Consider the following 25839-nt stretch of genomic DNA (forward strand, 5'->3'; position numbering starts at 1 on the left):
TTTAACCCCCTTTTTTCTTGTTTTGATAAGAGGCTTTGATAAAGTCCTTAAAAAGAGGATGGGGGGCGATAGGTTTAGATTTAAACTCAGGATGAAACTGGACCCCTACAAACCAAGGATGGTCTGAGATCTCTACTATCTCTACCAGCTCTCCGTCAGGAGAAGTCCCTGTGATCTTAAGCCCGGCTTTTTCTAATTCCTCTCTATAACGATTGTTAAACTCATAACGATGTCTGTGTCTCTCAAAAATCTCATCTTGTTGATAAGCCTCCCAGGCTTTCGAGCCTTTTAAAAGTCTGCAAGGATAAGCCCCAAGGCGCATCGTGCCACCCAAATCACAACCCTCTTCTCTTATTTCTATCTTGCCTGTACGGTAGTTATACCATTCTTTCATAAGATAGATTACTGGATAAGGGGTTTGGGGGTCAAACTCTGTAGAGTTCGCCTCTTTCCACCCAAGGACATTTCTTGCAAAATCTATCACCGAAAGCTGCATCCCTAAACAGATCCCAAAAAAGGGAATTCCTTTTTCTCGGGCATACTTGATGGCTAAAAGTTTGCCTTTAACCCCTCTTACTCCAAACCCTCCAGGGACAAGAATCCCGTCGGCATCTTTAAGGATCGAGGCTACGTTTTCCTCGGTAAGTTCATCAGAATTTACAAACTTTAGGTTTACCCTTAGCTTGTTAGCGATGCCTCCATGTACTAAAGCCTCGTTAAGGGACTTATAAGAATCTTTCAGGTTTACGTATTTTCCCACGATGGCTATGGTTACTTCGTCTTCAGGGTTTTTATAGATTTTTACTATCTCTTCCCAAAGGGAAAGGTCAGGCTCTCTGGTCCACATGTTAAGGTATTCTATGATTTTCTTATCTAAGCCCTCTTGATGAAACACCAGCGGTATCTCGTAGATACAGTCTACGTCTTTGGCAGTGATCACTGCATCGTCTTCTACGTTACAGAAAAGGGCTATCTTTTTCTTGATGTCTGTAGGTAAAAACCTGTCAGTCCTGCATAAAAGGATGTCAGGTTGAATTCCGATAGCCCTTAATTCTTTTACGCTGTGCTGGGTAGGTTTGGTTTTTAACTCCCCTGCGGTTTTGATGTAAGGTACATAGGTGAGATGGATAAAAAGGGCGTTATCTCTACCAAGTTCATATCCTAACTGTCTTATAGCCTCAAGAAAAGGAAGACTTTCTATATCACCCACCGTCCCCCCTATCTCTACGATAGCTACGTCTACGTTGTCTTCTGCTAAACTTAAAATAGCTTGTTTTATTTCGTCGGTAACATGGGGTATGATCTGGACGGTGCCACCTAAGAATTCCCCTTTTCTTTCTTTGGTGATAACTGAATAGTAGATTTTACCTGAGGTGTAGTTGTTTTTACTTCCCATCTGAGCCTGGGTAAACCGTTCGTAGTGTCCTAAGTCAAGGTCTGTTTCAGCTCCGTCTTCAGTAACATAAACCTCTCCGTGTTGAAAAGGGTTCATCGTGCCAGGGTCTACGTTGATGTAAGGGTCAAGTTTTTGGAAGGTAACTCTTAATCCTCGAGCTTCAAGCAAAGCCCCTATAGCAGCCGCAGCAAGCCCTTTTCCTAAAGAGGAAAGTACTCCTCCTGTGATAAAAATAAACTTAGTATGGACTTTTATCCTGTTCCTGGGCTTTCTCATACCTCACACACTCCTTTTTAGGATTTTCCATTTGGTTGAGGTGGTGTTTAAACTTTTCAATCCCTCTTTTGTGACTAAAAAGGTTTCCTCTACACCAATTACTCCAACCTCAGGGAGGTGAAACTTAGGTTCTAAGGCTATCACCATGTTTTCTTTTATGGTCATTTTTTGTTTTTTCCCAAGGACAGGAGGTTCATCTATCTGCAGACCTACTCCATGTCCTATAAAACCTAAGTCTCCGTCAGAATACATAAAATAACTGCCAAGACCGGTTTTTTCAGCTAACTCCTTAGCTTTAGCAAAGATCTCATCTCCGTTTAAACCTGGCTTTATGAACTCCTTGAGTTCCTTTAAGATATAAAGACTTCCCTGATAAACTTCATGGGCATAAGGCAGTTTTTTAAAACTAACCATCCTGGTCTGGTCTATGTAGTAGCCCTGGTGATAACCACTGAAGTCTATAAGAATAGGTTCATCTTCTTTTAAGATTTTCTTATAACTTGCCCCTCCCGGAAAACAAGGTACTCCCTCACCTCCTTCTCCTGTATAAGAGGGAGTAGCTTTAAGACCTTCTTTACCAGAGATAAGGTATCCAAAGGTGAGTTCAAATCCGTTTAAAGACCTAGTAAGTCCAGGATGACCTAATATCCTTAGTTCTTTTTCTAAAATAGCACTGGCTTCTAACTCTTTAATTCCTGGTTTGAAGTGAGGTAAAGCCCTTTTAAGAGCTTTATCAAGCATCTTTCCTGCTTTTCTGATACATTCGATCTCATAGGGGGTTTTAACCGCCCGTGTTTCTAAGATAAGTTGATCTATGGCAATAAAAGAATAACCCTCAAGCAGTGCCTGATATCTTAAAAAATCTCTTACAGGGATGTTTTCTTTTTCTATGCCTAACGAGCCTTTAGAACGAAGAGAAGAGATGATTAAAGGTAGTTCTTTTAGGCTTTTTATGGGTTCACAGGGAATTAAAGTTTCCTTTTTAGCCCTCTCCCAAGGACGGTTTATCAAAAGCTTTACTTCCTTAGGGCTTATCAAAAGAAATCCTTTGGCAAAGGTTCCGCTAAAATAAAAGATGTTGAGAGGGTTTATAATCAAGGCTAAATCGATTTGGTGCTGGTTAAGAAGTTGTTGAAACCTTTGGAGACGGAACTTTACTTCATCGGTTTGCAGGTTCATCTTTTTTTTCTTGTTCCTTTTGTTCTGTTTGTGAAGAGGCTTCTTGTTCTATTTTTTTTAATCTTTCGGCGATGGCTAAAACGGTGTTAGCATAAGGTTCACTTAGGTTGTACTTCATGATAACAGCTTTTTTCTCTTCTACTGTTCCGTTCAAGTTGTAGCCTTCTTTTTTTAGGTAGTTGGCTATGCTAGCTAAGGCGTCTTCCATCTTAAAAAGGTCTACCTTGCCGTCTTGGTCCCAATCGTAACCATAGATTACGTAACTTTTGGGTACAAACTGGGGATAACCAAAGGCTCCAAAGATAGACCCTTTGATAGAGAAAGGATCCCATTTATTTTGATAGCAGATGGTAAGAAAGTGTAAAAGCTCGTTATAAGCCCAGTTACTTCTTTTAGCGATGATGTTTGAATTTCTTTCGTCATCTAACGAAATAGTTTCGTCATACACAAAGTTTTTAAGCAAATCTTTATTACCTGAAAGGGTAAGGCTAAAAAACACGTTAAATACAGGAAATTTTCCGGTGTTTTGTCCAAGATTGGTTTCAACCAATAAAATCGCCACTATTACCTCTTTATCAACCCCAAAGTTTTTTTCTAAGTTTTCGAGAAACTCTAAGTTCTCTTTTAAAAAGTTTTTAGCCCGCTCAACCCTCTGGTCTTCTAAAAACTGATGGTAAGGTAATTTGGTTTCTTTCCAGGTAAGTCTTTTTATCATCAGGTTGGGAAGATAGGCAAGCTCAGGAGAAGAAAAAACCTCTTCTATGTATTCTTCAGGAACCTTCCCTTTAAGGTCATTTTTTATGCGGTTTTTAAGGTCTTCTACATAAGGTTTAAGCAAAGGATCATTAGCCAAAACTTTTACAGGTTTTACAGCAGGGTGAAAAAGGATACCTAACAGCCCTAATAATAACCCTAAAATTATTAGGGAAAAACTCCAGACTACCCTGCTTTGGCTAAATTGAGTAAAGAACCCTTTAATATGCATTCTCTTTCCCTTTCTGTGAGTTCAGCTAAGGCCCAAACCTCACCTTTCCCTTTGATTATAATTTTAACCCTTTTTTCCCCTTTTTCTATCAAGTTTCGAATGTTTTCTATGATAAAACTATCTCCTTGAGAGATTTTTTCATAGTCTGCCGGGTTTTCAAAGGTAAGAGGCAAGATTCCAAAGTTAATCAGGTTGCTTCTGTGGATCCTGGCAAAGGATCTGGCCAATTTTACCCTTACCCCTAAATACCTTGGGGCTAAGGCTGCATGTTCCCTTGAGGAACCTTGCCCGTAGTTTTCTCCTCCTACAATCCCTACAGCCAATCCTTTTTCTTTTAGCTCTAAAGATTTTTTAGCAAAATCTGGGTCTACGTTTTTGTATACAAACTGGCTGATTGCCGGTAGGTTACTTCTTAAAGGTAAAATTTGGGCTCCAGCAGGCATGATATGGTCGGTTGTGATGTTATCTCCTACCTTTAACACAAAAATCCCTTCTAAGGTTTCAGGAAGAGGGTCAAACGGTGGAAGAGGAGCTATGTTAGGCCCTCTTATGATTTCTACTTTTTTTGCCTCATCTTCTGGTAGAGGTGGTATTAGAAGGGTGTCGTTTATAATAAACTTTTCTGGAAGAACTACCTCTGGATATTCTCCTAATTCTCTTGGGTCGGTTATTACCCCTTTGATGGCAGAGGCTACCGCGGTTTCAGGAGAGACTAAATATACGAAATCAGGGTTTGTGCCAGAACGTCCTGGGAAGTTTCTGGTAAAAGTTCTTAGAGAGATGGAGTTAGTAGGAGGGGCTTGTCCCATACCAATACAACCTAAGCATCCACTTTGGTGAAGCCTTGTGCCTCCCTCTAACAGGGATTTTAATCCTGAAAGTACTACCAGATTTTCAAGCACCTGAAGAGACCCAGGGTTTACCTCAAAAGAGACGTCAGGATGCACTTTATATTTTTCAAGTACCTTAGCTACAACCAGCAGGTCTTTTAACGAAGAATTGGCACAAGACCCTATGATAACCTGAGCCACAGGTTTACCTGCCTCTTCTGCAACCCTTTTTACGTTGTCAGGAGAAGAGGGACAGGCGCAAAGAGGTTCTAACTTGGAAAGGTCAACCTCTATGATTTCGTCATACTGAGCGTTTTCGTCAGGCAAAAGTTCTACAAAGTCCTGTTCTCTTCCCTGAGCTATCAGCCATTTACGGGTAATTTCATCAGATGGGAAAATACTGGTGGTTGCTCCCATTTCTGTACCTAAATTACAGATGGTAGCCCTTTCAGGTACGCTAAGATACTTTATCCCGGGGCCAAAATACTCTAAAATTTTCCCTAAACCACCTTTTACCGTAAGTTTAGAAAGAAGATAAAGAGCAATGTCTCTTGCTGTTACCCAAGGCTGAAGTTTTCCCTCTAAATAAACTCCTACTATCTTAGGAGTTCTAAGATAAAAGGGCTTTCCTGCCATAGCCATCGCTACATCAAGGCCACCTGCACCTATGGCAATCATTCCACATCCGCCAGCAGTAGGGGTATGGCTGTCAGAACCTAACAAGGTTTTACCAGGCCTGGCAAACCTTTCCAAATGCACCTGATGACAGATCCCGTTCCCTGGCTTAGAAAACCAAATCCCATAACGTTTGGCTATACTTTGTAAAAACCTGTGGTCGTCTGCGTTTTTAAAATCACTCTGTAAGATGTTATGGTCTACATAAGATACCGAAAGTTCTGTTTTTACTCTGTCTATACCTATGGCTTCAAACTCAAGATAAGCCATCGTCCCGGTTGCATCTTGGGTAAGGGTTTGGTCTATCTTGATGGCGATTTCTTCTCCAGGCACTAAACGCCCAGACACTAAATGGTTTTCTAAAATTTTGTAAGCCAAAGGTTTCCCCATCTTTTCCTCCTTAGAAGATTTACTGAGGTTGTTTTACAACTCTCCAAAACACTCTGGGAAAAGGGCCTTAAACTTTTCTAAGGTCTTTTCTACTTCCGGTTGTATTGACTTGAATTTTTCAGTTTTTATCGAAAAAAGAACAAATTCCGAGATAGAAAATGAGGTGTAAAGGCAAAACTCTTTAGGTTTAGGCTCAAAAACAAAGAAAAAGTTGGTAAGATAGGGGGTAATTTTTAATAAATCTTCGCTGTTACCATCTATCCTCAGGTTAAAGATTATGTGCTTAGCCTTTAAAAAGGCAGGAAGCTCGGTTTTTCCTGCCGTGGTTAAAAGCTCTAAAAGGATATCTTGAGACACAACGATGGAATGTTTGGGAGAAACGTCCTTTAAAAACTCAGAAGGAAGCTCTTTAGAAAGAAGAAGATAAAGGTTTTTAACTAGTTTCAAGTCTATATGTTGAGAAATGATCTCCCTTAAGGCATAAACAGAAAGGGTAAGGAGATACTCCCTTTTCCCGATTTCGTCAAACTTTATTCCGGTAGGGGTGCGCTCTAAAAATTTATAAACCGGGCTATCACTTGAGGCCTTTATCCTTAATGTAAGATAGAAAAGCTTAAAGGCCTCTTCTAAAGGCAGTTTCAGCTGTTGCTTAACTACCGACAAAAACTCTTTTGGGTCTTCTGGTAAGCTACCTATCCAGTTAAACCTCATGAAAACAAAGCAATCCTTAATAAAGTTTGGTTAAAATAATGTTTCTATTTTACAATCAATTAACTTTTCTGCAAGGATAAGGTCCTCTTTAAAAGTGATTTTAAAGTTTAGCCAAGAACCTTCTACTACATAAACAGGATGGCCAAAATAGGTTAAAAGAGAACTTTCGTCTGTGAACTCTAACCCCCTGGCTATGGCCTCATCAAGACAGGTTTTCAAAAGGTTAGCCTTTATTCCTTGAGGGGTTTGGATATGAAACAGATTTTCCCTGGGCACGTTAGCTTTCACAAGGTGATCTTTCACTAAATTTAAGGTATCCCTTACAGGGATAGCCGGGACAGAGGCTCCATAAGAACGAGTAGCTTCTATCACCCTTTTTATAAGGGATTCGGGAACAAAAGGCCTTACGGCATCATGCACAAGGAAGACTTCTGTTTCTAGAGGGGCTATTTTAACCGCTTGATAAACTGACCTCTGTCTGGTTGTGCCACCCTCAACTATTTTTAACACCTTTCTGAGGTTAAAGCTTTTGATCAGGTTTTCGGTATGTTCTAAATAAAGTGGGTGGGTAGCTATGATTATCCCGTCTATCTGAGGGGCTTTTTCAAAGGCTAAAAGGGTTCTTACTAAAAGAGGTATTCCCTTCAGGTCTAAGAACTGTTTGGGGAGGGATTCTCCCAGCCTCTCTCCTTTTCCTGCAGCAGGGAGTATAGCAACTACCATAGGCCTTCTGATTTGTTTTTTTAGGTTTAGAATTATAATAAACAAAAACAGAAAATAAAGGGGAAAAGACATGTCAGGAAATAGTTTTGGGGTTTTATTTAGGGTTACCACCTTTGGAGAATCTCATGGTAAGGCCCTTGGAGCGGTGGTAGAGGGATGTCCACCTGGTTTAACCTTGTCAGAGGAGTATATTCAGAAAGAAGTAGATAAAAGACGGTCTAAGGAGTTTATCGGGCAAACCCCTCGTAAAGAAAAGGATCGGGTGGAAATTCTTTCTGGGGTTTTTGAAGGATATACGACGGGAACTCCGATAGGGATTTTAGTGTATAACACCGACGTAAAGTCTTCTGCCTATCAACAGCTTAAAGAGGTGTTTAGACCAGGCCATGCAGATTTTACCTATCATATGAAATACGGAGGTTTTAGAGACTACAGAGGAGGAGGAAGAAGTAGCGGAAGGGAAACGGTGGTAAGGGTAGCTGCCGGAGCTGTAGCTAAAAGGGTGCTTGAAGAATATGGGATATCTGTGGTAGCATATACCATTGCTCTTGGTGGGGTAGTTGCTGAAAAAAGAGACCTTGAGTTTATTTATCAAAATCATCTTTATTGCCCTGATGAGGAGGCCTATTTAAAGATGTGCCAAAAGATTGAAGAAGCAGTTAGAGAGGGAGACTCTTTAGGAGGGGTGGTAGAGGTTTTAGCGAGGGGAGTGCCTGCAGGACTGGGAGAGCCAGTTTTTGATAAACTTGAGGCTGATCTATCTAAGGGTTTGATGAGTATAGGGGCGGTAAAAGGGGTAGAGGTGGGAGCTGGTTTTAAGGCTGCTCAACTTAAAGGCTCTGAAAATAACGACCCTATCTCTTCTCATGGATTTTTAAAAAACGATGCCGGAGGGATCTTAGGAGGGATTTCTTCAGGGCAAGATATAGTTTTAAGGGTTGCGGTAAAACCTATCCCCAGTATAAGAAAACCTCAAAAGACGATAAATCTCCAAAAAGAAGAGTTAGACCTTATCATAGAAGGAAGACATGATGTTTCTGCAATACCACGGATTGTTCCTGTGGTAGAGGCTATGGTTAGGATCGTGCTTGCAGACCATCTTTTAAGGCAGTTAGCCTATCTGGCCTTTCAGCAAAGATTACGTTTCCCTAACTTTTGGGGTTAAAGGTTTTTAGGTTGGTTTAGCCTAAAAATTTACGCAGATAACCTGCTTCTACTATCAGGCTGGTAGCTTGCGAGGAAAGTCCTTTTTTAAGGTTTTTAAGTAGGGTAGAAGTGACTTCTTTATGTTCCTCGTTTGGCTCATAGTTAAGGTTTAAAATATTTAGGAGGTTCAGAGCTTTGATAATTTTGTTTTTGACCTCTTCAGGCATAAGGTCTAAGCATTTTGGGTTAAAATATTGGAGAGCTTTAGAAAAATCAAACTCTAAGTTGTGGTAATAGTTTTTAAGTTCATGTAACTCTTCTTTGGTTAAAGCGTTTAACCCAAAGATTTCAGGGGGAAGACCTATAGAATAACAGGCAGCACAAAAGCTTATAACCCTTGGGAGCACTATCCCATGAAGGCTTCTTGAGTAACCAAAAAGGCCTATATGGAGTTTTCTCATCCTTCTTTTTGGTACAAATTTGGCTAATTCGTTTATCGCAGGAGCAATCGGGGCGATGGTAGCTTTATACTCTTCTGAAATCTTTTGGATTATTTTTTGACAAAATTCAAAGTCTATGTCTGAGATAGGATGTCTGATAAAAGTTTTTACTTTTTTGATCCCTGAAATTACATCCTCTACCGGAAAATCATATTTAAAGGCAGACTGAACGGTAAAGGTTTCTACCGAAGAATACTCAGAAAGAACCTTTTCTACGGTGTAAGGAGAAAAGTTCCCTCTAAAAACAGGGGTTCCTACCCCTAATATAGGATAAACCTCTACATCATGCTTTAAGGCAAAACTTTCTAATTTTTTTAAGGCAATTTTAACCCCTAAAACAGCACTTATAAGCCCATAGTTTAACGCCGGGTCAGATCGAGCTAAAAACACCCGAAGATAGGTCAGATTTTTGTCTTTAACATACTCTTCCAAGATTCGATCTATGTTAAAAAAGGATTCGATGTTTTCAAAAAGTGGAATAACGTTGATACTTTCAGGTAGAAACTCACCTACCCACTCAGCTACCGTGATGTCTCCTGGGTAAATAGGTTGATGTTGGAGACCAGCGATAAAGTTTTTGTAGTAATAATAAACCCGGTTGAGTTCCTTGGCTGAAGTGGTCATTGGGAGTATTACCTCAAAAATCGGAGGAGGATGATCCTTTAAGAAGATACGGGCTGCATCCATAGACCGAGGGATACTTTCTAAGGCCTCAACTAAAATTTTAGCCTCATCTTTTTCTACCGTGGGGTTAGGGATTCTAAGGGTGATAAAACAGTCCTTGCCTAAAAGATGTCTTTTAAAAAAATTAGGATACTTACTATAAAGCTTTTTAACCACAAAGTCGTCTACCTCTTTGCCTTCACTGTCCCACATCTGTTCATCGCAACCTAAATGAGAAAAGGCATAATAGGCCTCTTGGATCTCGTCTTCACCTGACATGTCAGGATGCTCTGCAAAAAAAGGCATGGAAACGTTATCTGGATGTTGGGTAGACATCACCCTTGGAACCTTCATAACCACCTCTATCTAAAAAAGTTTTTTGAAGACTCCATTTAATTAAAACTAACAGAGGTTTCTAATATTTCAATCTCAAGTTTTTCTTTAAGATATTCTAGGAGGTCATTTACAAAAATAAGATTTTTAGGATAAAAATAGATTTTAGTCAAACCAGACTTAGGATCTAATATGGTTAGACTTGATAGATGGTCATAGCCTTCAAGTATAAACTTGAAGAAGGCAATCTGAGAAGGATTAACCTTAACCAGAAAGTATCCACTCCGCATTTAGCAAAAAGGAAGGGGGAAGACCCCCTTCTGTGATTTTAAAAGCCAGAACTATGGTTTATTCGCTTTTAGGTGATCTTCCTAGATTGCCGCTGTTGACGACCTTCACCTTTGAAGCTTGCTCGCCTTTAGGACCTTGCACTACCTCAAACTCTACCACTTGTCCTTCCTTAAGGGTCTTGAATCCAGACATTTCTATGGCAGAGTAATGTACAAACACATCTCCGCCATCATCCTTGGAAATGAAGCCATACCCCTTTTTCTCGTCAAACCACTTAACCTTACCTCTAAACATGTTACTAAAACCTCCTTTAAGTTTTTCTATTAGTTATACTTAACCTCAAAAAATTTATTTGTAAAGGGGTAAATTTTAAAATTTTAAAAATTTTTAAAAATAGTTTAAAACTGAAGGTTTGTGTGGGATTGAGGAAAAGGTTGTCGTTTGATGAGTCTGAGAGGTGTTTTTTTTAAGATTTGTTTAAACAGATTGCTATTTTAGAAAATAAAGCTAAAATTTTAAAATAAATGGAAATTGGTATAAGGAACTTTTTGGCTTTTTTAGACCTTTCTGAAAATCCTATTAAGATTAAAAATTTCAGATATTTTATTTTAGGACACTTTATTTCTTTTACCGGTTCTTGGACTTATAACACTGCTATTGTTTGGCTGGTTTATGAGCTAACCCGGTCTTCTTTTTATTTAGGTATCTTTAGTTTGTTTAACTCTTTACCTACTTTTGTTTTTAGTTTTTTGGCAGGATTAATCATAGACCGATTTGACCGAAAAAAACTTTTAACATGGGTGGTGTTTTTAGGGATTTTGCCTTCAGTTTTGTTGGGTTTCATTACTCAAGAGGGAAGGTTAAGTTTTTGGCTGGTAGTGTTGATAAACATGTTGGCTGTTAGTCTTGCCTCTGTTGACACCCCTTTGAGACAGGTGTTTATCAGCGAAATAGTTCCGTCAACCTACCTTACCAAAGCTATATCTTTCCAGGCTCTTTCTTTTAATACAGCCAGGATGGTTGGTCCTTTTTTAGCAGGTCTTATCATTACTTATGGACAGCTTTATCAATGTTTTTATTTTAATGCCCTTTCTTATCTACCTTTTTTTCTCTTTCTTTTATTTTTTATCAAATATCAAAAATCCTATCAGATAGACCTTGAAAATAAGAAAAATTTTATAGAAGCATTTAAAGAAGTTTTTACTTTGTTTAGAAAACAACGAGCACTTCCTGCTGTTATAGGTATGGTTTTTAGCTTTACTTTTTTTGGAGCTTCTATTCTCATTTTGTTTCCGATAATTGTTGACAAATTATTCGGAGGAGGCGGAAAAGAGTTTGGTCAACTTTCTTCTATGGTAGGTATAGGGGCTATTCTTGGCTCGGTTTATATAATTTTAGGGAAAGTTAAAAACAAACTTTCTAAACTCTGGGTTTCTACTTGTATTTTTGCCTTAGGGGCTTTAGGGTTGGTGTGGTCTAAAATTTGGTGGTTAACCCTCTTTTGTTGTCTCCTTTTAGGTTTTTCTTTTACTAATTTTTATCCGATAGCCAACTCATACCTTCAAGAAAATACCCCTACAGAAATAAGAGGTAGGGTGATGAGTTTTTTTACTCTTTCTTTTTTAGGGGTTCATCCCTTAGGGAGTTTTTTAGCAGGGGTACTTGCAGAAAAGGTAGGTGTAGGATGGCTGGTAAGTTTTTATGTATTAAGTTTAGTTTTAGTAAATTTTTTTCTTTTAAATATTGCTAAACTAAAAAAATAGTTTATTAATTTCTCAGAGAGGGTTTAGAAATGGTAGAGCTAAAAAAGATTGTAGAAACCCTAAATCTTGATGAGTGTGCTAGAGATTTAGATTTGTATGTGATGATTCTTGAACAGGATAAGGTAGTTTATTTAAACAAGGTGGCTGAAGAAAATTTAGGATACACAAAAGAAGAGCTTCTAGAAAAAGGAATAGGGGGATTTTTAGCCTACCATCCTAATTTCCTGACAGAGCTAAAAAAAGAACTTTTAAAAAAGCATAAGCATAAAACTATAATTAAATTTCTAACCAGAGAAGGTAAGATTATTACGTTGGAGGCTTTTTTTTATAAGGTAGAGTTGACTCCACAGAAAATTTTTATTTTGATGGTAGGAAAAGACACCGGAGAGCTGACAGAATTAAGAGCTAAGATAGAAGAGTTGGAAAAAAATCAACGGTTTTCCGAGTTTTTAAGAAGCTTAGTCCATGATTTTAACAACATTCTGCAAAATACCCTTAAGTACTTAAAGAACATAGAGGAAAACGTAGACAAACCAGAAGAGGTTAAAAGGTATAAGTTTTTGGCAGAAAAAACCTTAAAATCTTGGATTGACCTTAACCGTTTGCTTATAGATTATACCAAAGGAATAAGAGATGTCCTTTCTTCTCAGTTAGAAATGGTTTCTTTTTTAAAAAACAATTTAGATATTTTTCAGATCATTGCCGGACCTAAAATTCAAATACAGCTCTCTTTAGGGTCTTTAGTAAACGTTTTTGTCCCAGGAGAAGAAACTTTTTGGAGGTATATCTTCTTAAATTTTATCAGCAATGCTAAGGATGCTATCGAAGACGAAGGAAAGATAGAAATAGCACTATCTTTAAAAACCCTTGAAAAGAAATACTTGATAATCGAGATAAAAGATACCGGATGCGGTATCCCTGAAGAAAACTTAGAAAAAATCTTTTTGCCCTTTTTTACTACTAAAAAGGAAAGCAGTGGCTTAGGGCTATTCTTGGTAAAAAATCATATAACAAGTTTGGGGGGAAAATTAGAGGTAGAAAGCAAGGTTAATTTAGGCACAACCTTTAAGATTTGGGTCCCTGCGCTGAGTGTGACCTTATTAAGCCCGTTGAAAAAATCGGAGATCAAAAAACTTAAAATCATCCTTCTGGAAGACGAACCAGAAATTTTAGCAAGTATGCAAGAAATATTGGAAGGAGAAGGTTATCAAGTTTGGGCTTTTTCTAACTATGAAGAATTAGAAAAAAACCTTGATAAAATTTCTTCTCCAGACCTTCTTATTACCGACTATCATATGCCAGGAATAAAAGGGTTTGAAGTCTACCAGAATTTAAAACAAAAATTTCCAGACCTAAAGGTTTTGTTTTTGACAGGAGATTTGTTATCTCTGGCAGAACTTCCCAGTTTTAAACTGCTTTTAAAACCCTTTACTGTAGAACAACTCTTGGCTAAGATTGAAGAAGTTATGCTATGAACCGATGGTTAGAGGAGTTTTTAAAATATTTAGAAGTAGAGAAAAACTATTCACCTCAGACTTTAAAGGCCTATAAAAAGGATTTAGAAGATTTTTTGAATCATTACCAGGCTTTAAACATAAAAGATTTTAAACATTTACAGCCTTTTCATCTAAGGCTTTATCTTGCGAACCTTAAAAAAACTAAAAAAGCACCCACTACCATCGCAAGGAAGGTAAGTGCTTTAAGAAGCTTTTTTAGGTTTCTTTCTAAAAAAGAGGTCATACCTAAAAACTTAATCCTTTATCTCTTAACCCCTCGGGTCTTAAAAAGATTTCCTCGTGTTCCTACCGAAGAAGAACTGAACCAGATGATAGAACAGGTAAAAGAGGATAGTTTTCTTGGTCTTAGAAACAGGACGATTTTAGAACTTGGCTATGGCTGTGGTTTAAGGGTAGGAGAGCTTACCAATCTAACGCTTAACCAGCTAAACCTGCAACTTAGGTTTTTAAGGGTCATAGGAAAGGGTAATAAAGAAAGGATGATCCCCTTTGGCAAGAAGGCACAACAGCTGTTAGAAAGATATCTGAGAGAAAGAGAAAAAGTACTTTTAAACTTAGGAAAAAATCATGAGTTTGTGTTTATTAACTCAAAGGGAGACAAGTTAACCGATCGGGGGGTTAGATACATACTTAAGACCTTAGGAAAAAGTTATGGAATAGAATACCTTCATCCTCATACTTTAAGACATTCTTTTGCTACCCATCTTTTAAACTCAGGGGCTGACCTTAGGGCTATTCAGGAACTTTTGGGACATGCTTCCCTTCTTACCACAGAAATGTACACCAAGGTTAGTTACGAACATCTACTCAAAGTTTATCTTAAGTCCCATCCCCGGGCTAAAAAGGAATAACCTGTAAAATCCATTTTCTTGATCTAAGTCAAAGAATTTTAAAAGATTTTTTATATTTAGAATTTTATAGGAAGATGCTTAAATCTTCTAAGGGGGCCTTATGAAAAATAAGGTAGCTATAGGGGTGGTGTTTTTAGGGGTGGTTTTGTTTGTGGGTTTGTTAGGTATGCCTAAGCTTGTTGCCTATACCAGTAAAAATTCCTATTGCGCAAGTTGTCATGTGATGGAAGACCAGAGCCTTTCTTTAAGAAAGTCCGGGTTGCATAATCAGCTTAATTGCATAGACTGCCATCTTCCTCATGACAATAAACTCAGACATTATTTTTGGAAAGGTGTTGACGGAACTAAGGATTTGGTAAAGTTTCACCTAAATCTTATACCAGAGGAAATTACCCTATCTTCTCATGGTAAAGTTTTGGTTCAGGAAAATTGTATAAGGTGTCATAAAGATATGGTGTCTATGATAAATGTGAAAGACAGAAACTGCTGGGAATGTCATGTAAAGGTAAGGCATAAATTAAGTAGCAGTTTAGAAGTTTTAGAAAAATAAAATATAAGGGGGGATAAGATGAAACGAAAGTCTTTGTGGTTAGGTTTAACCCTTATGGTTTTGGTTTCTTTGATAGCTGGTTGTAAGCCTCCAGAAAAAGCAAAAGATTTCCGTCAGGAAGCTTTTAAGATAGCTGAAAACGAGGTAGACCCAGAGGTATGGGGAAAAGCTTTCCCTCTTCACTATGAAATGTGGAAAAAAGAGTCTGAACCTACTCCTGCAGGCTTAAGCAAGTATAAGAGAGGTTGGGATACTGATAAAATAGTCTATGATAAACTCTCTGAGTTTCCTTTCTTAGCTGTTATTTATAACGGATTTGGATTTGGTAGAGAGTATAACGAGCCAAGGGGACATTACTACAGGATGATAGACCTTCAAGAGATAGACCCCTCAAGAACCAAACCCGGAGGAGTTTGTCTGACCTGCAAGACTCCCTATTCTGCTGACCTTGAAAAACAGTATGGGGCTAAATATTACAACACTCCGTTTAAAGAGGCATTGGGTTGGATCCCAGAAAAACACCGGAACCTTGGTGGTTCTTGTTTAGATTGTCATGACCCTAAAACGATGAACCTCCATATAAGAAGGGCATTTACCTTAGGGAAGGCTTTAAAGGATTTAGGAATAGACGAAAAAGGGTTAACCCATCAACAGATGAGAAGTTTGGTGTGTGCTCAATGCCATGTTACTTATGTAATTCCGAGAGACCAGGATATGAAGCCTACAGGCATCTTTTTCCCATGGCAAGGCAGTAAATGGGGAGATATCAGCATAGAAAACATCATTAAAGTTTTAAAAAGCAACCCAGCTTATGGAGAGTGGAAACAGGCGGTCACAGGGTTTAAATTGGCCTTTATCAGACATCCTGAGTTTGAGCTTTATTCAAGAAACTCGGTGCACTGGAATGCAGGGGTCTCTTGTGCTGATTGTCATATGCCTTACAAAAGGATGGGGAGCTATAAGGTAAGTGAACACAGAGTAATGAGTCCTCTAAAAGATAACATGAGGTCTTGTAAACAATGCCATCCTCAAAGTGCTGATTGGTTAAAACAGCAAGTGATTGCCATTCAGGATAGGACGATTTCTGCCTATATAAGGGCTGGATATCAGACAGCGGTAGCAGCCAAACTTTTCGAGAAGGTGCATCTGGCTCAAACTCAAGGGAAGACCATAGACCAGACTTTATACAACAAAGCTAAAGACCTTTATTTAGAAGCTATCTATAGGGTAATCTTTGTAGGAGCAGAAAATTCAGTAGGGTTTCACAACCCCACAGAGGCTATGAGGATTTTAACAGACGCTTTAGGATTTGCCTCTAAGTCAGAGTCTCTTTTAAGAACTATTCTGGCTAAAGCAGGAGTAGAGGTTCCTGCAAAAATAGACCTTGAGATTTCTAAATATATCAACAACAGAGGTGAAAAGAAACTTAACTTTAGGCCAGAGCAGGAGTTCAAAGACCCCTTTGGAATACAACAACTTTTTGAAGGGATGCTTTAAGATAAACAAGGGGGGAGAACTCCCCCCTTTTATAATTATTTTATTAAGGTTCAATTTTTGTTCCTAAGAGTTCAAGAAATTTAGCCATCCACCAAGGATGAGCCGTCCAGGCGGGGGCAGTAACGATGTTTCCGTCTACGCATACGTTAGTAAAAGTTTCGTTTACGTCACACCATATCCCACCAGCAAGCACTATTTCAGCTTTTACTGCTGGATAAGCCGTAAGCTTTTTACCTCTAATCACGTCTGCTGCGGTGAGTAGTTGAGGCCCATGACATATGGCTGCGATGGGTTTGTTTTTTTCGGCAAAGTGTTTGACTATCTGGATGATTTTGTCGTTTAACCTTAAATATTCAGGAGCTCTACCTCCGGGTATTACAAGACCGTCATAATCTTCTGGGTTTATACTATCAAAATCTGCGGTGATCCTAAAGTTATGCCCTCTTCTTTCTAAATAAGTTTGATCTCCCTCAAAATCATGGACTGCTGTTTTTACCACATCTCCAGGTTTTTTCCCAGGACACACTGCATCGACCTGATGCCCCACCATCTGAAGCATCTGAAATGGAACCATAGCTTCATAATCTTCCACATAGTCTCCCACCAACATCAGTATCCTTTTGGCACCCATAACCTTACCCCCTTGTCAGGTATTTTTTAAAAAAAAAGATAAAATTAGAAAAGATTCTTTCAAGGTTTTTAATCATAAAAAACCTCTTTAAGCCTTGACATATTTAAAACTTTTATTATATTATAAAGCACAGGTTGAAAGATCGCGGGGTGGAGCAGTCTGGTAGCTCGTCGGGCTCATAACCCGAAGGTCGTGGGTTCAAATCCCACCCCCGCAACCAATTTGTTTCTCTATCTGTAAACATTCTTACCAGGGGCTAAAACCTTATTTAGGTCTCTTTTTATACATATACATAAAAATTTTTGAAGAGGATTAGAAAGTGAAAAGTTTAGAGCGTATTAAAAAACAAGTGTTAAGAGTACTGGCTAAAGATAGGGCCTCTTTTTGGCAGCTGATAAACTATCAAGATGCTCATCTGGTAGATTTTTTGGAAGCTATCAAACAGCTTCTCCAGGAAGGTAAAATAAAATATGAAAAACCCTATTTTTATCTTGCTGATGAGGGTTTGCCGATTTTTCCGTATGAAAGTCCAGGATGTCTTTTTTGTTCTCCTTTTGAGCAAAATCCTTTTTGGAAGCAGGTTTTAAAAGATTTTATAGAGATTACTAAGGACCGTCCTTTACCAACCAGTGATTTTGACCAGGGTTTTATAAAACCAGAAGATACGGTCAAAAGGACTGCTTTTATCTATGAAAGAGGTGATCTTGAAGGGACAGAGGTTTTTATCTTAGGAGATGACGATTTAATCTCTCTCAGCATGGCTCTTACCAAACTACCCAAAAGGATAGTGGTGGTAGAAATAGACGAAAGGATTAACAGATTTATCAAAGAAAAAGCAAACCTGATTGGTTATCAAAACATAGAGGTCTATAATTATAACGTGATAGAAAAACTTCCTGCCGAGCTTTGTAAAAAGTTTGATATATTTGTTACAGACCCTGTAGAGACGCAGAAGGGGTTGAAACTTTTTGTAAACAGATGTATCCAGTCTTTAAAAGGTGAGGGATCGGTGGGTTATATAGGGTTTACCCATCGAGAAGCTTCGTTAAAAAAGTGGTATGACTTTCAAAAGTTTATCTTGGACTCAGGTTTTGTTTTAACTGATATTCTAAGGGATTTTACCACCTATCCTGAGGAAGAAAATCAATGGGAGGATTTTTACCGGACTTACAGGATTATGAGGGAGTTTGATTTGTCGATGCCAGAGGTAGATTGGTATAAGTCTTGTTTTGTTAGGTTTGAAGCTGTAGAAGATCCTAAAGTGTTAGACATAGAGGTTCCTGCTGATCTTGAAGAGCTTTATTTTGATGATGAATCCTGGGCAACCCCCTTACCTTCTTATTTAGAGAAAAATAGAAAAGAGGGGTAAAGCTATGGCTTATACTACTTCAGATTTCAGAAGAGGTTTAAAAATAGAATGGGAGGGGAAACCCTACGAGATTTTAGAGTTTCAGCATGTCAAGATTTCCAAAAACCAGCCTACGGTTAGAACTAGATTAAAAGACTTGACTACTGGAAGGGTTTTTGAGGTAAACTTTCGTGCAGGAGAAAAGTTTGAAAAACCTGACTTACAAGAAAAGGAGATGCAGTTTTTATACAAGGAAAAAGGACAATATGTATTTATGGATTTAGAGGATTATGACCAGGTTTACCTTAGAGAAGAAGAAGTAGGGGAGGCAGCAAAGTTTCTCAAAGAAAACTTAAATGTTTATATCATCTATTATCGGGGGAAGGTGATAGGTATAGACCTTCCTAACATCGTGGAGTTAGAGGTGATAGATACTGAGCCAGGGGTTAGAGGGGATACCGTTGGTTCTGCTACCAAGCCGGCTACCCTTGAAACCGGAGCTGTCATTCAAGTACCACTTTTTATCAACAAAGGGGACAAGATAAAGGTAGATACCAGGACAGGCGAATATATCGAGAGGGCTGTATAGATGCTTACTCTTAAAAAACTTCAGGAGTTTAAAGAATATTTAGAAAGTGGAGCTTTTATAGAGGATTTTGAGATGAGACCTAAGGATGGACAAGAAGAGATGTTAGATATGATAGAGACCCTTTTTCAGATTTGTGAGATAGCAGATGAGGTGATATCTAAACATTTTTACAGAAAATGGGGCGAAGAGGTATTGAAAAAGCCTTCTGATTAGAAATGGTTTATTTTATACGAGCAAGAACTTATCATAAATATGCCCAAGATCTATTTAAAGACCTTCATCTTTACAAACAAAAACCAGAGGAATTTAGGAAAAAGGCTCAAGAAATTTTCCAAACAGGGCTCAAAGCCCTTTGGTCTCTTTCTCAGATAACTCCTCCAGACACACCTCCATCTTTCCAAGAAATCTGGCAAAAAGCTGTAGAAGCCGTCGACCCAGAAGACCAGGAAGTCCTTTTAACCACTAAAAAGGTGATTTTTTCTGAAGAGCAAGATCTGGAAAAGGTTTATCAGTCTTTAAAGGATTTCTTAGCAATCCTTCAAAAAGCCCTCAAACCTATCCTTTAACCCATAGTGGTTTGTTCGATGGTGAAAAATTTTTTCTTGAATTTTTGTAATTCGATGTTATTGTGTGGGGAACTATGAAAGATTTTTTACGGTCTTATAAATCTTACATTCTAATTCTGATTTCAGTTTTATTTGGCTGGACTTTAGGTATTTGGTTTATCTATTATAACTTTCAGAAGCAAAAGCAAACTATTTTTTCAAACCACTTAGACCATAAGCTTGCGATGTACAATTCGGTCCTTTATTCGATGAAAGAGTTAACCTCCCTTTATGCCCAAGGGATAGGAGCCTCTCAAAACATAAAAAACATTTTTACAACCTATAAGGAGAATGAAGAGGTCTTAAGAAAGAAGATCTATCAGTTTCTTTTGCCTTTTATCAAAAGCCTTGTCAGTTTAGAAATAGACCTTCATTTTCATACTCAAGAAGGAAGGAGTCTTTTAAGATTTTATAATCCTTCTGTTTATGGAGAGGATCTTACTCAATATAGAGAAGACGTGGTTTATGTAATGACACACAAAAAACCTGTGTTTGGATTTTCTACAGGAAAAATGCTGAGTGGTTTTAGACATACTTTTCCTTTACTTGATGAAAGAGGGGATTACCTAGGAGGTGTTGATTTTATCATTTCTTTAAAACATTTTGAAAAGTTGGTTTATCAGCTAAACCCAGGAGCTTGTTTCAGGCTGATTTTTAATAAAAAAGAGACGGTAGACAAACTTGAAGAACCATATAAGTCTCAGTTTTCGCACAGTTTTTTTGGAGAAGACTTGGTTGAATACCAGGGGAGTTTTAGAAATGACAGTTTATGTGGTAGTACCTTACACGGTTTACAGCAAGACCTTAAATTTAAAAAGGCCATATCTTCAGATAAGCCACATATTGTTGAGTTAAAACAACAAGGAAAAGTTTATGAGGTAGTAACCCTTCCTATCAAGGATTTTAAAGAAAAAACTGTAGGGTATTTGTTAATCATCCAGAGGGCAGAGGCGGTAGAGGGGTTATATAAAGAGTTTTATAGGAATGTTTATATTTACACCCTCTTATTGCTGTTGATACTTTTTATTTCTTTTTACACCAACCGTAAAGCAAGGGAAAGCTTTTTGGAACGGAAAAAATTTAATACGGTTATTCAGTTCATGGAAAGTGCCGTTTATACGGTGAAAGAACTTAAGATTAACTTTGTAAACCCAAAACTTTTAAAACTTTTAGGGTATTCAGAAGAAGATTTGATCGGAAAGAGGGACCATGAGGTTTTTGTAGAGCCGGTAGATGACAGGTGTGAGATATGTGAGGCTATTTCAAAAGGAGAGGAATTTACAGGGGATATGGTTCTTAAAAAGAAAGATGGTTCTTACTTGATAGCTAACGTTAAGGTTTCTCATGTTAGAGATGAGTTAGGAAAGGTCGTTGAAACAGTCGTATGTTTTTGGGATATAACTTTAAGAAAAAAATTAGAAGATGCACTTTACTTAAACTCTATCACCGACCCACTTACCAGGCTTTTTAACAGAAGGTTTATAGCTACGGTTTTAGAAAATCTTAAAGAAAAAGCCAGCGAGACCAAACAAACTTTTTCAGTAATTATAATAGATATAGATAACTTTAAAAGGATAAACGACCTTTATGGGCATGACGTAGGTGATGAGGTTTTGAGTGTTCTTGCTGAAACTTTAAAAGGACAGCTTAGAGACCAGGATATAGTTGGGCGCTGGGGAGGAGAAGAGTTTATCGTGGTTTTACCAGAAACAGACCTTAAAAATTCAGTTTTGGTAGCAGAAAAACTAAGAAAAGCAGTAGAAGATTTAGAAATAGGTATTCATCGGCTTAAAATCACCATAAGCCTAGGGGTAAGTGAATACCGTTTAAAAGAAAAAGAAGAAATCGCAAGCTTGATAAAACGAGCAGACTCAGCCCTTTATTTAGCAAAAAGGTCGGGAAAAAATTGCGTAAAATTTGAAACATGATATTATGTAGGTTATGGAACAAGAGAGAATTAGAGTTTATTTAGAGGTACTTGCTTGTCCTAAATGTAAAGGCGAGCTTGAGTTTTTGGTTTTTCAGGATAAAGAAGGATTTGTTTGCAAGACCTGTAAACTACTTTATCCGATAGTAGAAGACATCCCGGTGATGTTGGTAGAAGAGGCTTTAAAACTTGAAGATTTAAGTTTTTGAGATGAGCCATCCTAAAGAACCAGCTCCTGTCTGTTTCTTTATAGCTCTGACTACTCAGGATTTTTCTATAGGAGAACAGGCTTTAACTCCTTTAACCTCAGAGCTTGGAGGAGTAATTTTTTCCTCTGAAGCTTTTGACTTTTCTTCTTTCACCCATTACTACGAGAAAGAAATGGGAAGAAATCTAAAAAAGAGGTTTTATTTTTTTGAAAATTTGAAAAGTCCTGATTTTTTGGTGGAGTTAAAACATATTTGTTACAAGATAGAGCTTTCTTATACCACAGAATTTGGGAAAAGAAAGGTTAACCTTGACCCAGGATATGTGGAACTTTCTAAGGTAGTTTTGTCCACCTTTAAAGATTATGCTCACAGGATTTATTTAGGTAGGGGAGTATTTGCTGAAGTTACCTTGATATACAAGGATAAAAGTTTTATCAGTCTTCCCTGGACTTATCCAGACTACCAGGCCTTTATTCCGGTTTTTAACCAGGCGAGAGAGATTTACAAGGGATTGAAAAAGAGGTCTTTATGCTGATAGACCCTTTTGGAAGGAAAATAGAGTATCTCAGGATCTCTGTAACCGATAAGTGTAATTTTAGATGTATTTATTGTTTTACCCATAAAAACTGGAAATGGTTGCCACACCATGAAATTCTTAGGCTTGAGGAAATAGAAGAGGTGGTTAAGGTAGGTGCTAAGCTTGGGGTTAAAAGGGTAAGGATTACCGGAGGAGAGCCTCTGGTGAGAAAAAACATAGAAAGTCTGGTAGAAAGGATTGCCAGTATTTCAGGGATAGAAGATTTAAGTCTTACCACCAACGGCTATTTTCTTGAGGAGCTTGGGGAAAAACTTAAAAAGGCAGGTTTAAAAAGAATAAACCTTAGTTTAGATACCCTAAACCCAGAAAAATTTTATAAAATCACAGGGGTCGATGGGTTTTCAAAGGTAAAAAGAGGTTTAGAGTTGGCTTTAGATTTAGGTTTTTCCCCGGTAAAGGTTAACGTGGTAGTGATTAGAGGTTTTAACGACGAAGAGGTTTTAGATTTGGCTAAGCTTACCTTAGAAAAACCGATAGAGGTAAGGTTTATCGAGTTTATGCCAATAGGAGGAAATTCTCTTTGGGATAAAAGTCACATAGTAGACACACAGGAAATCAAAAAAACATTGGAAACATACCGGCCTCTCTTACCTGCTGATTCAGTAGGTGGTGGTCCTGCGAAGGTTTTTAGATGGGAGGGAGCTAAGGGTAAAATAGGGCTTATCTCTCCTATTTCTGAACATTTTTGCCATAGATGTAATCGCTTTAGGATTACCGCAGACGGAAGGTTAAGGCCTTGTCTTTTTTCAGACTATGAGATAAACTTAAAAACCGCTTTAAGAGAAAAGAAGGTTTCCTTAGAAGAGTTGTTTCTTCAGGCACTAAAAGTAAAGCCCGAAGGGCATAGATTAAATTCTACTTTAAAACCTATGAGGGCTATCGGAGGTTAGATGGAAAATAAAGAGGTTCAGGTTTGGTTGAGTGCTGGCACCTTAAAACAGGGATATCCTGACATGGCATTAAAACTCTTCAAGCCTCTTCCTAAAGGCACTTATGTTTTGGTAGAGATGCCTGATGAAAGAAAGGAAGTTTGTTTGCTCACCGAGGTTTCTTATAAGATTTCCTTTGATGTAGAAGGAATTCCTGTAGTTTTGCGAAAGGCTACCCTTAAAGAAATCAAAGAATATGAGAAAAAGTTAGAACTGGAAGAGAAAGGCAAAGAGTTTTGCCTCCAGTTTGCTAAAGAGCTTGGACTTGAGATGAATTTGGTAAGGGTCGATTGCTTTTTTGATAGGAGTAAGATCATCTTTTTTTACACCGCAGAGGGCAGGATTGATTTCAGGCAGCTGGTAAAGGAGTTGGCCAGGGCTTTGAGGATGAGAATAGAGATGAGGCAGATAGGGGTGAGAAACGAAACAGCCATTTTAGGAGGGATAGGTTATTGCGGAAGAGAGTTTTGTTGCGCCAGGTTCTTAAAGTCCTTCACCCCTCTTTCTATTAAGTTTGCTAAAGAGCAAGGGCTTATCCTTGACCCTAATAAAATTTCAGGTCCTTGTGGAAGGTTGCTTTGTTGTCTAAGTTATGAGATGGAGGTATATAGAGAATTTTTAGAAAATTTACCTAAGCTTGGGAGTAAGATTAAGATTAATGAAGAATCTTATCGGGTTTTAAAATATCACTTTTTTCAAAGATTAGTTTACTTAGAAACAAAAGATGGTCAAGTTATTACCTTACCTGTTGAAGAATTAAAGTCTTACATTTTAGAGCAGTTAGAAGATTCTTCTGTTGAAGATCAATTGAAGAACCTTGAAGAGGAGGAGGATTGATGCGGATCTATCTCACTACACCAATTTACTACGTAAACGCTTATCCTCATTTAGGACATGCCTATACCACGTTGATAGTAGATGGGATTGCCAGGTTTTACAGACTTAAAAATTGGCAGGTATTTTTTCTTACAGGTACAGATGAACACGGGGATAAGATCCAGAAAACAGCTAAAGATAAAGGACTTTCTCCTCAAGCTTTAGTTGATGAGATAAGTGAATCTTTTAAAAGAACTTGGGATTACTTTGGGATTGGTTATAGTCGTTTTATCAGGACTACTGAAGAAACCCATAAAAAGACCGTACAAAGGGTTTTGCAGCAACTTTACGAAAAAGGAGAAATCTATCAGGATGAATATGAGGGGCTTTACTGTGTTGGCTGCGAACGGTTTTTGACGACCAAAGAACTTGACGAACAAGGAAGATGTAAAGACCACCAAAAAACCCCCGAACTTATTAAAGAAAAAAACTATTTTTTTAATTTAGAAAAATACCGTTTCTGGTTAAAAGACTACATCCAAAAAAACGACCTGATATATCCTGCTTTTTACAAAGAAGAAGTACTTAACATGTTAGAAGAAGAGCTTCCTCCGCTTTGTATCTCTCGTCCTAAAAAAAGGCTTGAATGGGGGGTCGAGCTACCTTTTGATAAAGACTACGTAACCTATGTATGGTTTGACGCCCTTTTAAACTATCTTACAGGAATAGGTTATCCAGAGGACCCAAATTGGGAGGACTGGTGGAAGGAGTCTCATCACTTTATCGCCAAAGACATCCTTAAACCCCATGCAGTTTATTGGCCTATCATGTTAAAAGCCTTGGGATTACCTGTATACAAAAAGCTTTTTGTGCATGGATACTGGCTGGTTGATCGGTTAAAAATGTCTAAATCCCTAGGAAACATCGTAGATCCTGTAACCTTGAGCAAAACATACGGTAAAGACCAGCTAAGGTATTTCTTGTTTAGAGAGATGGCTTTTGGTTATGATGCAGAGTTTAGTTTTGAAGCTTTTATCACCAGGATAAACGCAGACCTTGCTAATGACTATGGTAACCTTGTTTATCGTACCTTAAACCTAACAGAAAAATACTTTAACTCTTGTGTTCCCCCTTTAAACGGGCTGACAGAAGAGGACCAGGCTTATTTAGACATGGTGAAGACAGCTTTAGAAGATTACCATAAGTTGTTTTCTGAACTTCAGTTTCATAGAGCTTTAGAAAGACTTTGGGAAGCCATCAGAGAAGGTAACGTTTACATCGACAGACAGGCCCCTTGGAGTCTTATAAAAAAAGGAGAGTTAGACAGGGCAGGAACGGTTCTTAGGGTTTTACTTGAAGTTATCAAGAGTTTTGCTATAGCCCTTTCTCCGGTGATGCCTGAAACCTCTCAGATTTTACTTGAAAATATGTCTTATGAAAGGCCACTTTCTTGGGAAGAGGTTTTTAATTTTAAGGGGTTAAAAGAAGGAGCGGCTGCTAAAAAAGGGAAGCCTCTTTTTCCAAGAATAGAAGATAAACCAAAGGAGGAAGAAAAGGTGGTAGAAGAAAAGAAAGAAGAGACAGGTTTTATCTCTATAGATGAGTTTAGAAAAATAGATTTAAGGGTAGGGAAGATAGTCGCTGCAGAAAAGGTCCCAAATGCAGATAAACTTTTAAGGTTAGAAGTGTTATGCCCAGAAAAAAGACAGATTGTTTCAGGAATAGCCCAGTATTATCAACCTGAGGAATTGATAGGTAAAGAGGTAATTATTGTGGCTAACCTGAAACCTTCTAAAATCAGAGGAATCCTTTCAGAGGGTATGCTTCTTGCAGCTAAGGATGAAAAGGGATTATGCTTGGTGACCCCTGAGAAAGAAATGGCCCCAGGGGCTAAAGTTAGCTAAAATAAAA

At 38.1% G+C, this 25839-nt stretch carries 26 protein-coding genes and 1 tRNA gene; 17 read left to right on the forward strand and 10 right to left on the reverse strand.

The window, feature by feature from the left end; genetic code table 11:
• Nucleotide 1: 1 nt before the first annotated feature.
• The 6 genes from HL41_RS00275 to ispD are packed head-to-tail and all read right to left on the reverse strand — an operon-like array spanning nt 2 to nt 7165.
• The gene (locus tag HL41_RS00275) at nt 2-1672 is read right to left on the reverse strand and encodes a CTP synthase (protein WP_038063021.1); all 1671 of its coding nucleotides are present in this window, start codon (nt 1670-1672) and stop codon (nt 2-4) included.
• A 3-nt stretch (nt 1673-1675) separates the two neighbouring features.
• Nucleotides 1676-2851, reverse strand: coding sequence for a M24 family metallopeptidase (locus HL41_RS00280; protein WP_038063023.1), 1176 nt, complete (start codon nt 2849-2851; stop codon nt 1676-1678).
• Nucleotides 2832-3836 carry a lytic murein transglycosylase gene (locus tag HL41_RS00285; RefSeq protein ID WP_081856438.1) on the reverse strand — a complete coding sequence of 335 codons (1005 nt, stop codon included), beginning with the start codon at nt 3834-3836 and terminating at the stop codon, nt 2832-2834. The genes HL41_RS00280 and HL41_RS00285 overlap by 20 nt, the downstream gene beginning before the upstream one ends.
• Complete coding sequence (locus HL41_RS00290; protein WP_038063026.1) at nt 3791-5731, reverse strand: aconitate hydratase; 1941 nt, start codon at nt 5729-5731, stop codon at nt 3791-3793. Before HL41_RS00290 ends, HL41_RS00285 begins: the two co-directional genes overlap by 46 nt.
• A gap of 33 nt (nt 5732-5764) precedes the next feature.
• Nucleotides 5765-6442, reverse strand: coding sequence for a hypothetical protein (locus HL41_RS00295; RefSeq protein WP_038063029.1), 678 nt, complete (start codon nt 6440-6442; stop codon nt 5765-5767).
• A gap of 30 nt (nt 6443-6472) precedes the next feature.
• Nucleotides 6473-7165, reverse strand: a complete 693-nt coding sequence (gene ispD, locus HL41_RS00300; protein WP_038063558.1) for a 2-C-methyl-D-erythritol 4-phosphate cytidylyltransferase — start codon at nt 7163-7165, stop codon at nt 6473-6475.
• Nucleotides 7166-7235: 70 nt separating this feature from the next.
• On the opposite strand from ispD, the gene aroC reads away from it, so the two are divergent.
• Nucleotides 7236-8330 carry a chorismate synthase gene (gene aroC / locus HL41_RS00305; RefSeq protein WP_038063032.1) on the forward strand — a complete coding sequence of 365 codons (1095 nt, stop codon included), beginning with the start codon at nt 7236-7238 and terminating at the stop codon, nt 8328-8330.
• 16 nt (nt 8331-8346) lie between these two features.
• Here the strand turns inward: aroC and ppcA are convergent, their stop codons facing one another.
• From ppcA to HL41_RS00320, 3 genes are read right to left on the reverse strand one after another with little or no spacing between them, the layout of a single operon-like run.
• A complete protein-coding gene (gene ppcA, locus HL41_RS00310) occupies nt 8347-9828 on the reverse strand; it encodes a phosphoenolpyruvate carboxylase (protein WP_038063035.1) in 1482 nt (493 codons plus the stop codon).
• A gap of 38 nt (nt 9829-9866) precedes the next feature.
• A complete protein-coding gene (locus HL41_RS00315; RefSeq protein WP_038063037.1) occupies nt 9867-10097 on the reverse strand; it encodes a DUF4911 domain-containing protein in 231 nt (76 codons plus the stop codon).
• A gap of 58 nt (nt 10098-10155) precedes the next feature.
• Nucleotides 10156-10392, reverse strand: a complete 237-nt coding sequence (locus HL41_RS00320; RefSeq protein ID WP_038063039.1) for a cold-shock protein — start codon at nt 10390-10392, stop codon at nt 10156-10158.
• Between the two features lie 230 nt (nt 10393-10622).
• Here HL41_RS00320 and HL41_RS00325 point away from each other — a divergent pair, with 230 nt between their 5' ends.
• From HL41_RS00325 to HL41_RS00345, 5 genes are all read left to right on the forward strand, one after another.
• Nucleotides 10623-11861 carry an MFS transporter gene (locus HL41_RS00325; RefSeq protein WP_038063042.1) on the forward strand — a complete coding sequence of 413 codons (1239 nt, stop codon included), beginning with the start codon at nt 10623-10625 and terminating at the stop codon, nt 11859-11861.
• A gap of 29 nt (nt 11862-11890) precedes the next feature.
• A complete protein-coding gene (locus HL41_RS00330) occupies nt 11891-13336 on the forward strand; it encodes an ATP-binding response regulator (protein WP_038063045.1) in 1446 nt (481 codons plus the stop codon).
• Nucleotides 13333-14229 carry a site-specific tyrosine recombinase/integron integrase gene (gene xerA, locus HL41_RS00335; RefSeq protein ID WP_038063048.1) on the forward strand — a complete coding sequence of 299 codons (897 nt, stop codon included), beginning with the start codon at nt 13333-13335 and terminating at the stop codon, nt 14227-14229. The genes HL41_RS00330 and xerA overlap by 4 nt, the downstream gene beginning before the upstream one ends.
• A 100-nt stretch (nt 14230-14329) precedes the next feature.
• A complete protein-coding gene (gene nrfH / locus HL41_RS00340) occupies nt 14330-14779 on the forward strand; it encodes a cytochrome c nitrite reductase small subunit (RefSeq protein WP_038063051.1) in 450 nt (149 codons plus the stop codon).
• Nucleotides 14780-14797: 18 nt separating this feature from the next.
• Entirely contained in the window at nt 14798-16276 is a 1479-nt protein-coding gene (locus tag HL41_RS00345) for an ammonia-forming cytochrome c nitrite reductase subunit c552 (RefSeq protein ID WP_038063055.1), read from the forward strand.
• Between the two features lie 43 nt (nt 16277-16319).
• Here the strand turns inward: HL41_RS00345 and HL41_RS00350 are convergent, their stop codons facing one another.
• Nucleotides 16320-16907 (reverse strand): DJ-1/PfpI family protein, encoded by a 588-nt coding sequence (locus HL41_RS00350; protein WP_022855641.1) that lies wholly within the window; start codon nt 16905-16907, stop codon nt 16320-16322.
• A 143-nt stretch (nt 16908-17050) separates the two neighbouring features.
• Between HL41_RS00350 and HL41_RS00355 the strand changes: the two genes are divergently transcribed.
• The 11 genes from HL41_RS00355 to metG all read left to right on the forward strand — a co-directional run bounded on the left by HL41_RS00355 (nt 17051) and on the right by metG (nt 25832).
• A tRNA-Met gene (locus tag HL41_RS00355) sits at nt 17051-17127 on the forward strand.
• Between the two features lie 99 nt (nt 17128-17226).
• On the forward strand, nt 17227-18276 hold the full coding sequence (locus tag HL41_RS00360; RefSeq protein ID WP_038063058.1) for a bis-aminopropyl spermidine synthase family protein: 1050 nt from the start codon (nt 17227-17229) through the stop codon (nt 18274-18276).
• 4 nt (nt 18277-18280) lie between these two features.
• A complete protein-coding gene (gene efp, locus HL41_RS00365) occupies nt 18281-18844 on the forward strand; it encodes an elongation factor P (RefSeq protein ID WP_038063060.1) in 564 nt (187 codons plus the stop codon).
• Nucleotides 18845-19057, forward strand: coding sequence for a hypothetical protein (locus HL41_RS00370; protein ID WP_038063062.1), 213 nt, complete (start codon nt 18845-18847; stop codon nt 19055-19057).
• A gap of 2 nt (nt 19058-19059) precedes the next feature.
• Complete coding sequence (locus tag HL41_RS00375; protein WP_038063064.1) at nt 19060-19410, forward strand: hypothetical protein; 351 nt, start codon at nt 19060-19062, stop codon at nt 19408-19410.
• 74 nt (nt 19411-19484) lie between these two features.
• On the forward strand, nt 19485-21377 hold the full coding sequence (locus HL41_RS00380) for a sensor domain-containing diguanylate cyclase (protein ID WP_038063067.1): 1893 nt from the start codon (nt 19485-19487) through the stop codon (nt 21375-21377).
• 13 nt (nt 21378-21390) lie between these two features.
• On the forward strand, nt 21391-21585 hold the full coding sequence (locus tag HL41_RS00385) for a Trm112 family protein (RefSeq protein WP_038063070.1): 195 nt from the start codon (nt 21391-21393) through the stop codon (nt 21583-21585).
• Nucleotide 21586: 1 nt separating this feature from the next.
• A complete protein-coding gene (locus HL41_RS00390; RefSeq protein WP_038063073.1) occupies nt 21587-22120 on the forward strand; it encodes a DUF4416 family protein in 534 nt (177 codons plus the stop codon).
• Nucleotides 22114-23073: a GTP 3',8-cyclase MoaA gene (gene moaA / locus HL41_RS00395; protein ID WP_038063077.1), complete on the forward strand. Its 960-nt coding sequence runs from the start codon at nt 22114-22116 to the stop codon at nt 23071-23073. The genes HL41_RS00390 and moaA overlap by 7 nt, the downstream gene beginning before the upstream one ends.
• A complete protein-coding gene (locus tag HL41_RS00400) occupies nt 23074-23949 on the forward strand; it encodes a PSP1 domain-containing protein (RefSeq protein ID WP_051754397.1) in 876 nt (291 codons plus the stop codon).
• The gene (metG, locus tag HL41_RS00405; protein WP_200870711.1) at nt 23949-25832 is read left to right on the forward strand and encodes a methionine--tRNA ligase; all 1884 of its coding nucleotides are present in this window, start codon (nt 23949-23951) and stop codon (nt 25830-25832) included. The genes HL41_RS00400 and metG overlap by 1 nt, the downstream gene beginning before the upstream one ends.
• The last annotated feature ends 7 nt before the right edge of the window (nt 25833-25839 follow it).

This window comes from Thermodesulfobacterium commune DSM 2178 (assembly GCF_000734015.1).
Taxonomy (GTDB): domain Bacteria; phylum Desulfobacterota; class Thermodesulfobacteria; order Thermodesulfobacteriales; family Thermodesulfobacteriaceae; genus Thermodesulfobacterium; species Thermodesulfobacterium commune.

Excerpts from the sequence above, each read along its gene's own strand:
- HL41_RS00275 (WP_038063021.1), bottom strand. The coding sequence starts at position 1,672 with ATGAGAAAGCCCAGGAACAGGATAAAAGTCCATACTAAGTTTATTTTT.
- HL41_RS00280 (WP_038063023.1), bottom strand. The coding sequence starts at position 2,851 with ATGAACCTGCAAACCGATGAAGTAAAGTTCCGTCTCCAAAGGTTTCAA.
- HL41_RS00285 (WP_081856438.1), bottom strand. The coding sequence starts at position 3,836 with ATGCATATTAAAGGGTTCTTTACTCAATTTAGCCAAAGCAGGGTAGTC.
- HL41_RS00290 (WP_038063026.1), bottom strand. The coding sequence starts at position 5,731 with ATGGGGAAACCTTTGGCTTACAAAATTTTAGAAAACCATTTAGTGTCT.
- HL41_RS00295 (WP_038063029.1), bottom strand. The coding sequence starts at position 6,442 with ATGAGGTTTAACTGGATAGGTAGCTTACCAGAAGACCCAAAAGAGTTT.
- ispD (WP_038063558.1), bottom strand. The coding sequence starts at position 7,165 with ATGGTAGTTGCTATACTCCCTGCTGCAGGAAAAGGAGAGAGGCTGGGA.
- aroC (WP_038063032.1), top strand. The coding sequence starts at position 7,236 with ATGTCAGGAAATAGTTTTGGGGTTTTATTTAGGGTTACCACCTTTGGA.
- ppcA (WP_038063035.1), bottom strand. The coding sequence starts at position 9,828 with ATGAAGGTTCCAAGGGTGATGTCTACCCAACATCCAGATAACGTTTCC.
- HL41_RS00315 (WP_038063037.1), bottom strand. The coding sequence starts at position 10,097 with ATGCGGAGTGGATACTTTCTGGTTAAGGTTAATCCTTCTCAGATTGCC.
- HL41_RS00320 (WP_038063039.1), bottom strand. The coding sequence starts at position 10,392 with ATGTTTAGAGGTAAGGTTAAGTGGTTTGACGAGAAAAAGGGGTATGGC.
- HL41_RS00325 (WP_038063042.1), top strand. The coding sequence starts at position 10,623 with ATGGAAATTGGTATAAGGAACTTTTTGGCTTTTTTAGACCTTTCTGAA.
- HL41_RS00330 (WP_038063045.1), top strand. The coding sequence starts at position 11,891 with ATGGTAGAGCTAAAAAAGATTGTAGAAACCCTAAATCTTGATGAGTGT.
- xerA (WP_038063048.1), top strand. The coding sequence starts at position 13,333 with ATGAACCGATGGTTAGAGGAGTTTTTAAAATATTTAGAAGTAGAGAAA.
- nrfH (WP_038063051.1), top strand. The coding sequence starts at position 14,330 with ATGAAAAATAAGGTAGCTATAGGGGTGGTGTTTTTAGGGGTGGTTTTG.
- HL41_RS00345 (WP_038063055.1), top strand. The coding sequence starts at position 14,798 with ATGAAACGAAAGTCTTTGTGGTTAGGTTTAACCCTTATGGTTTTGGTT.
- HL41_RS00350 (WP_022855641.1), bottom strand. The coding sequence starts at position 16,907 with ATGGGTGCCAAAAGGATACTGATGTTGGTGGGAGACTATGTGGAAGAT.
- efp (WP_038063060.1), top strand. The coding sequence starts at position 18,281 with ATGGCTTATACTACTTCAGATTTCAGAAGAGGTTTAAAAATAGAATGG.
- HL41_RS00370 (WP_038063062.1), top strand. The coding sequence starts at position 18,845 with ATGCTTACTCTTAAAAAACTTCAGGAGTTTAAAGAATATTTAGAAAGT.
- HL41_RS00375 (WP_038063064.1), top strand. The coding sequence starts at position 19,060 with ATGGTTTATTTTATACGAGCAAGAACTTATCATAAATATGCCCAAGAT.
- HL41_RS00380 (WP_038063067.1), top strand. The coding sequence starts at position 19,485 with ATGAAAGATTTTTTACGGTCTTATAAATCTTACATTCTAATTCTGATT.
- HL41_RS00385 (WP_038063070.1), top strand. The coding sequence starts at position 21,391 with ATGGAACAAGAGAGAATTAGAGTTTATTTAGAGGTACTTGCTTGTCCT.
- HL41_RS00390 (WP_038063073.1), top strand. The coding sequence starts at position 21,587 with ATGAGCCATCCTAAAGAACCAGCTCCTGTCTGTTTCTTTATAGCTCTG.
- moaA (WP_038063077.1), top strand. The coding sequence starts at position 22,114 with ATGCTGATAGACCCTTTTGGAAGGAAAATAGAGTATCTCAGGATCTCT.
- HL41_RS00400 (WP_051754397.1), top strand. The coding sequence starts at position 23,074 with ATGGAAAATAAAGAGGTTCAGGTTTGGTTGAGTGCTGGCACCTTAAAA.
- metG (WP_200870711.1), top strand. The coding sequence starts at position 23,949 with ATGCGGATCTATCTCACTACACCAATTTACTACGTAAACGCTTATCCT.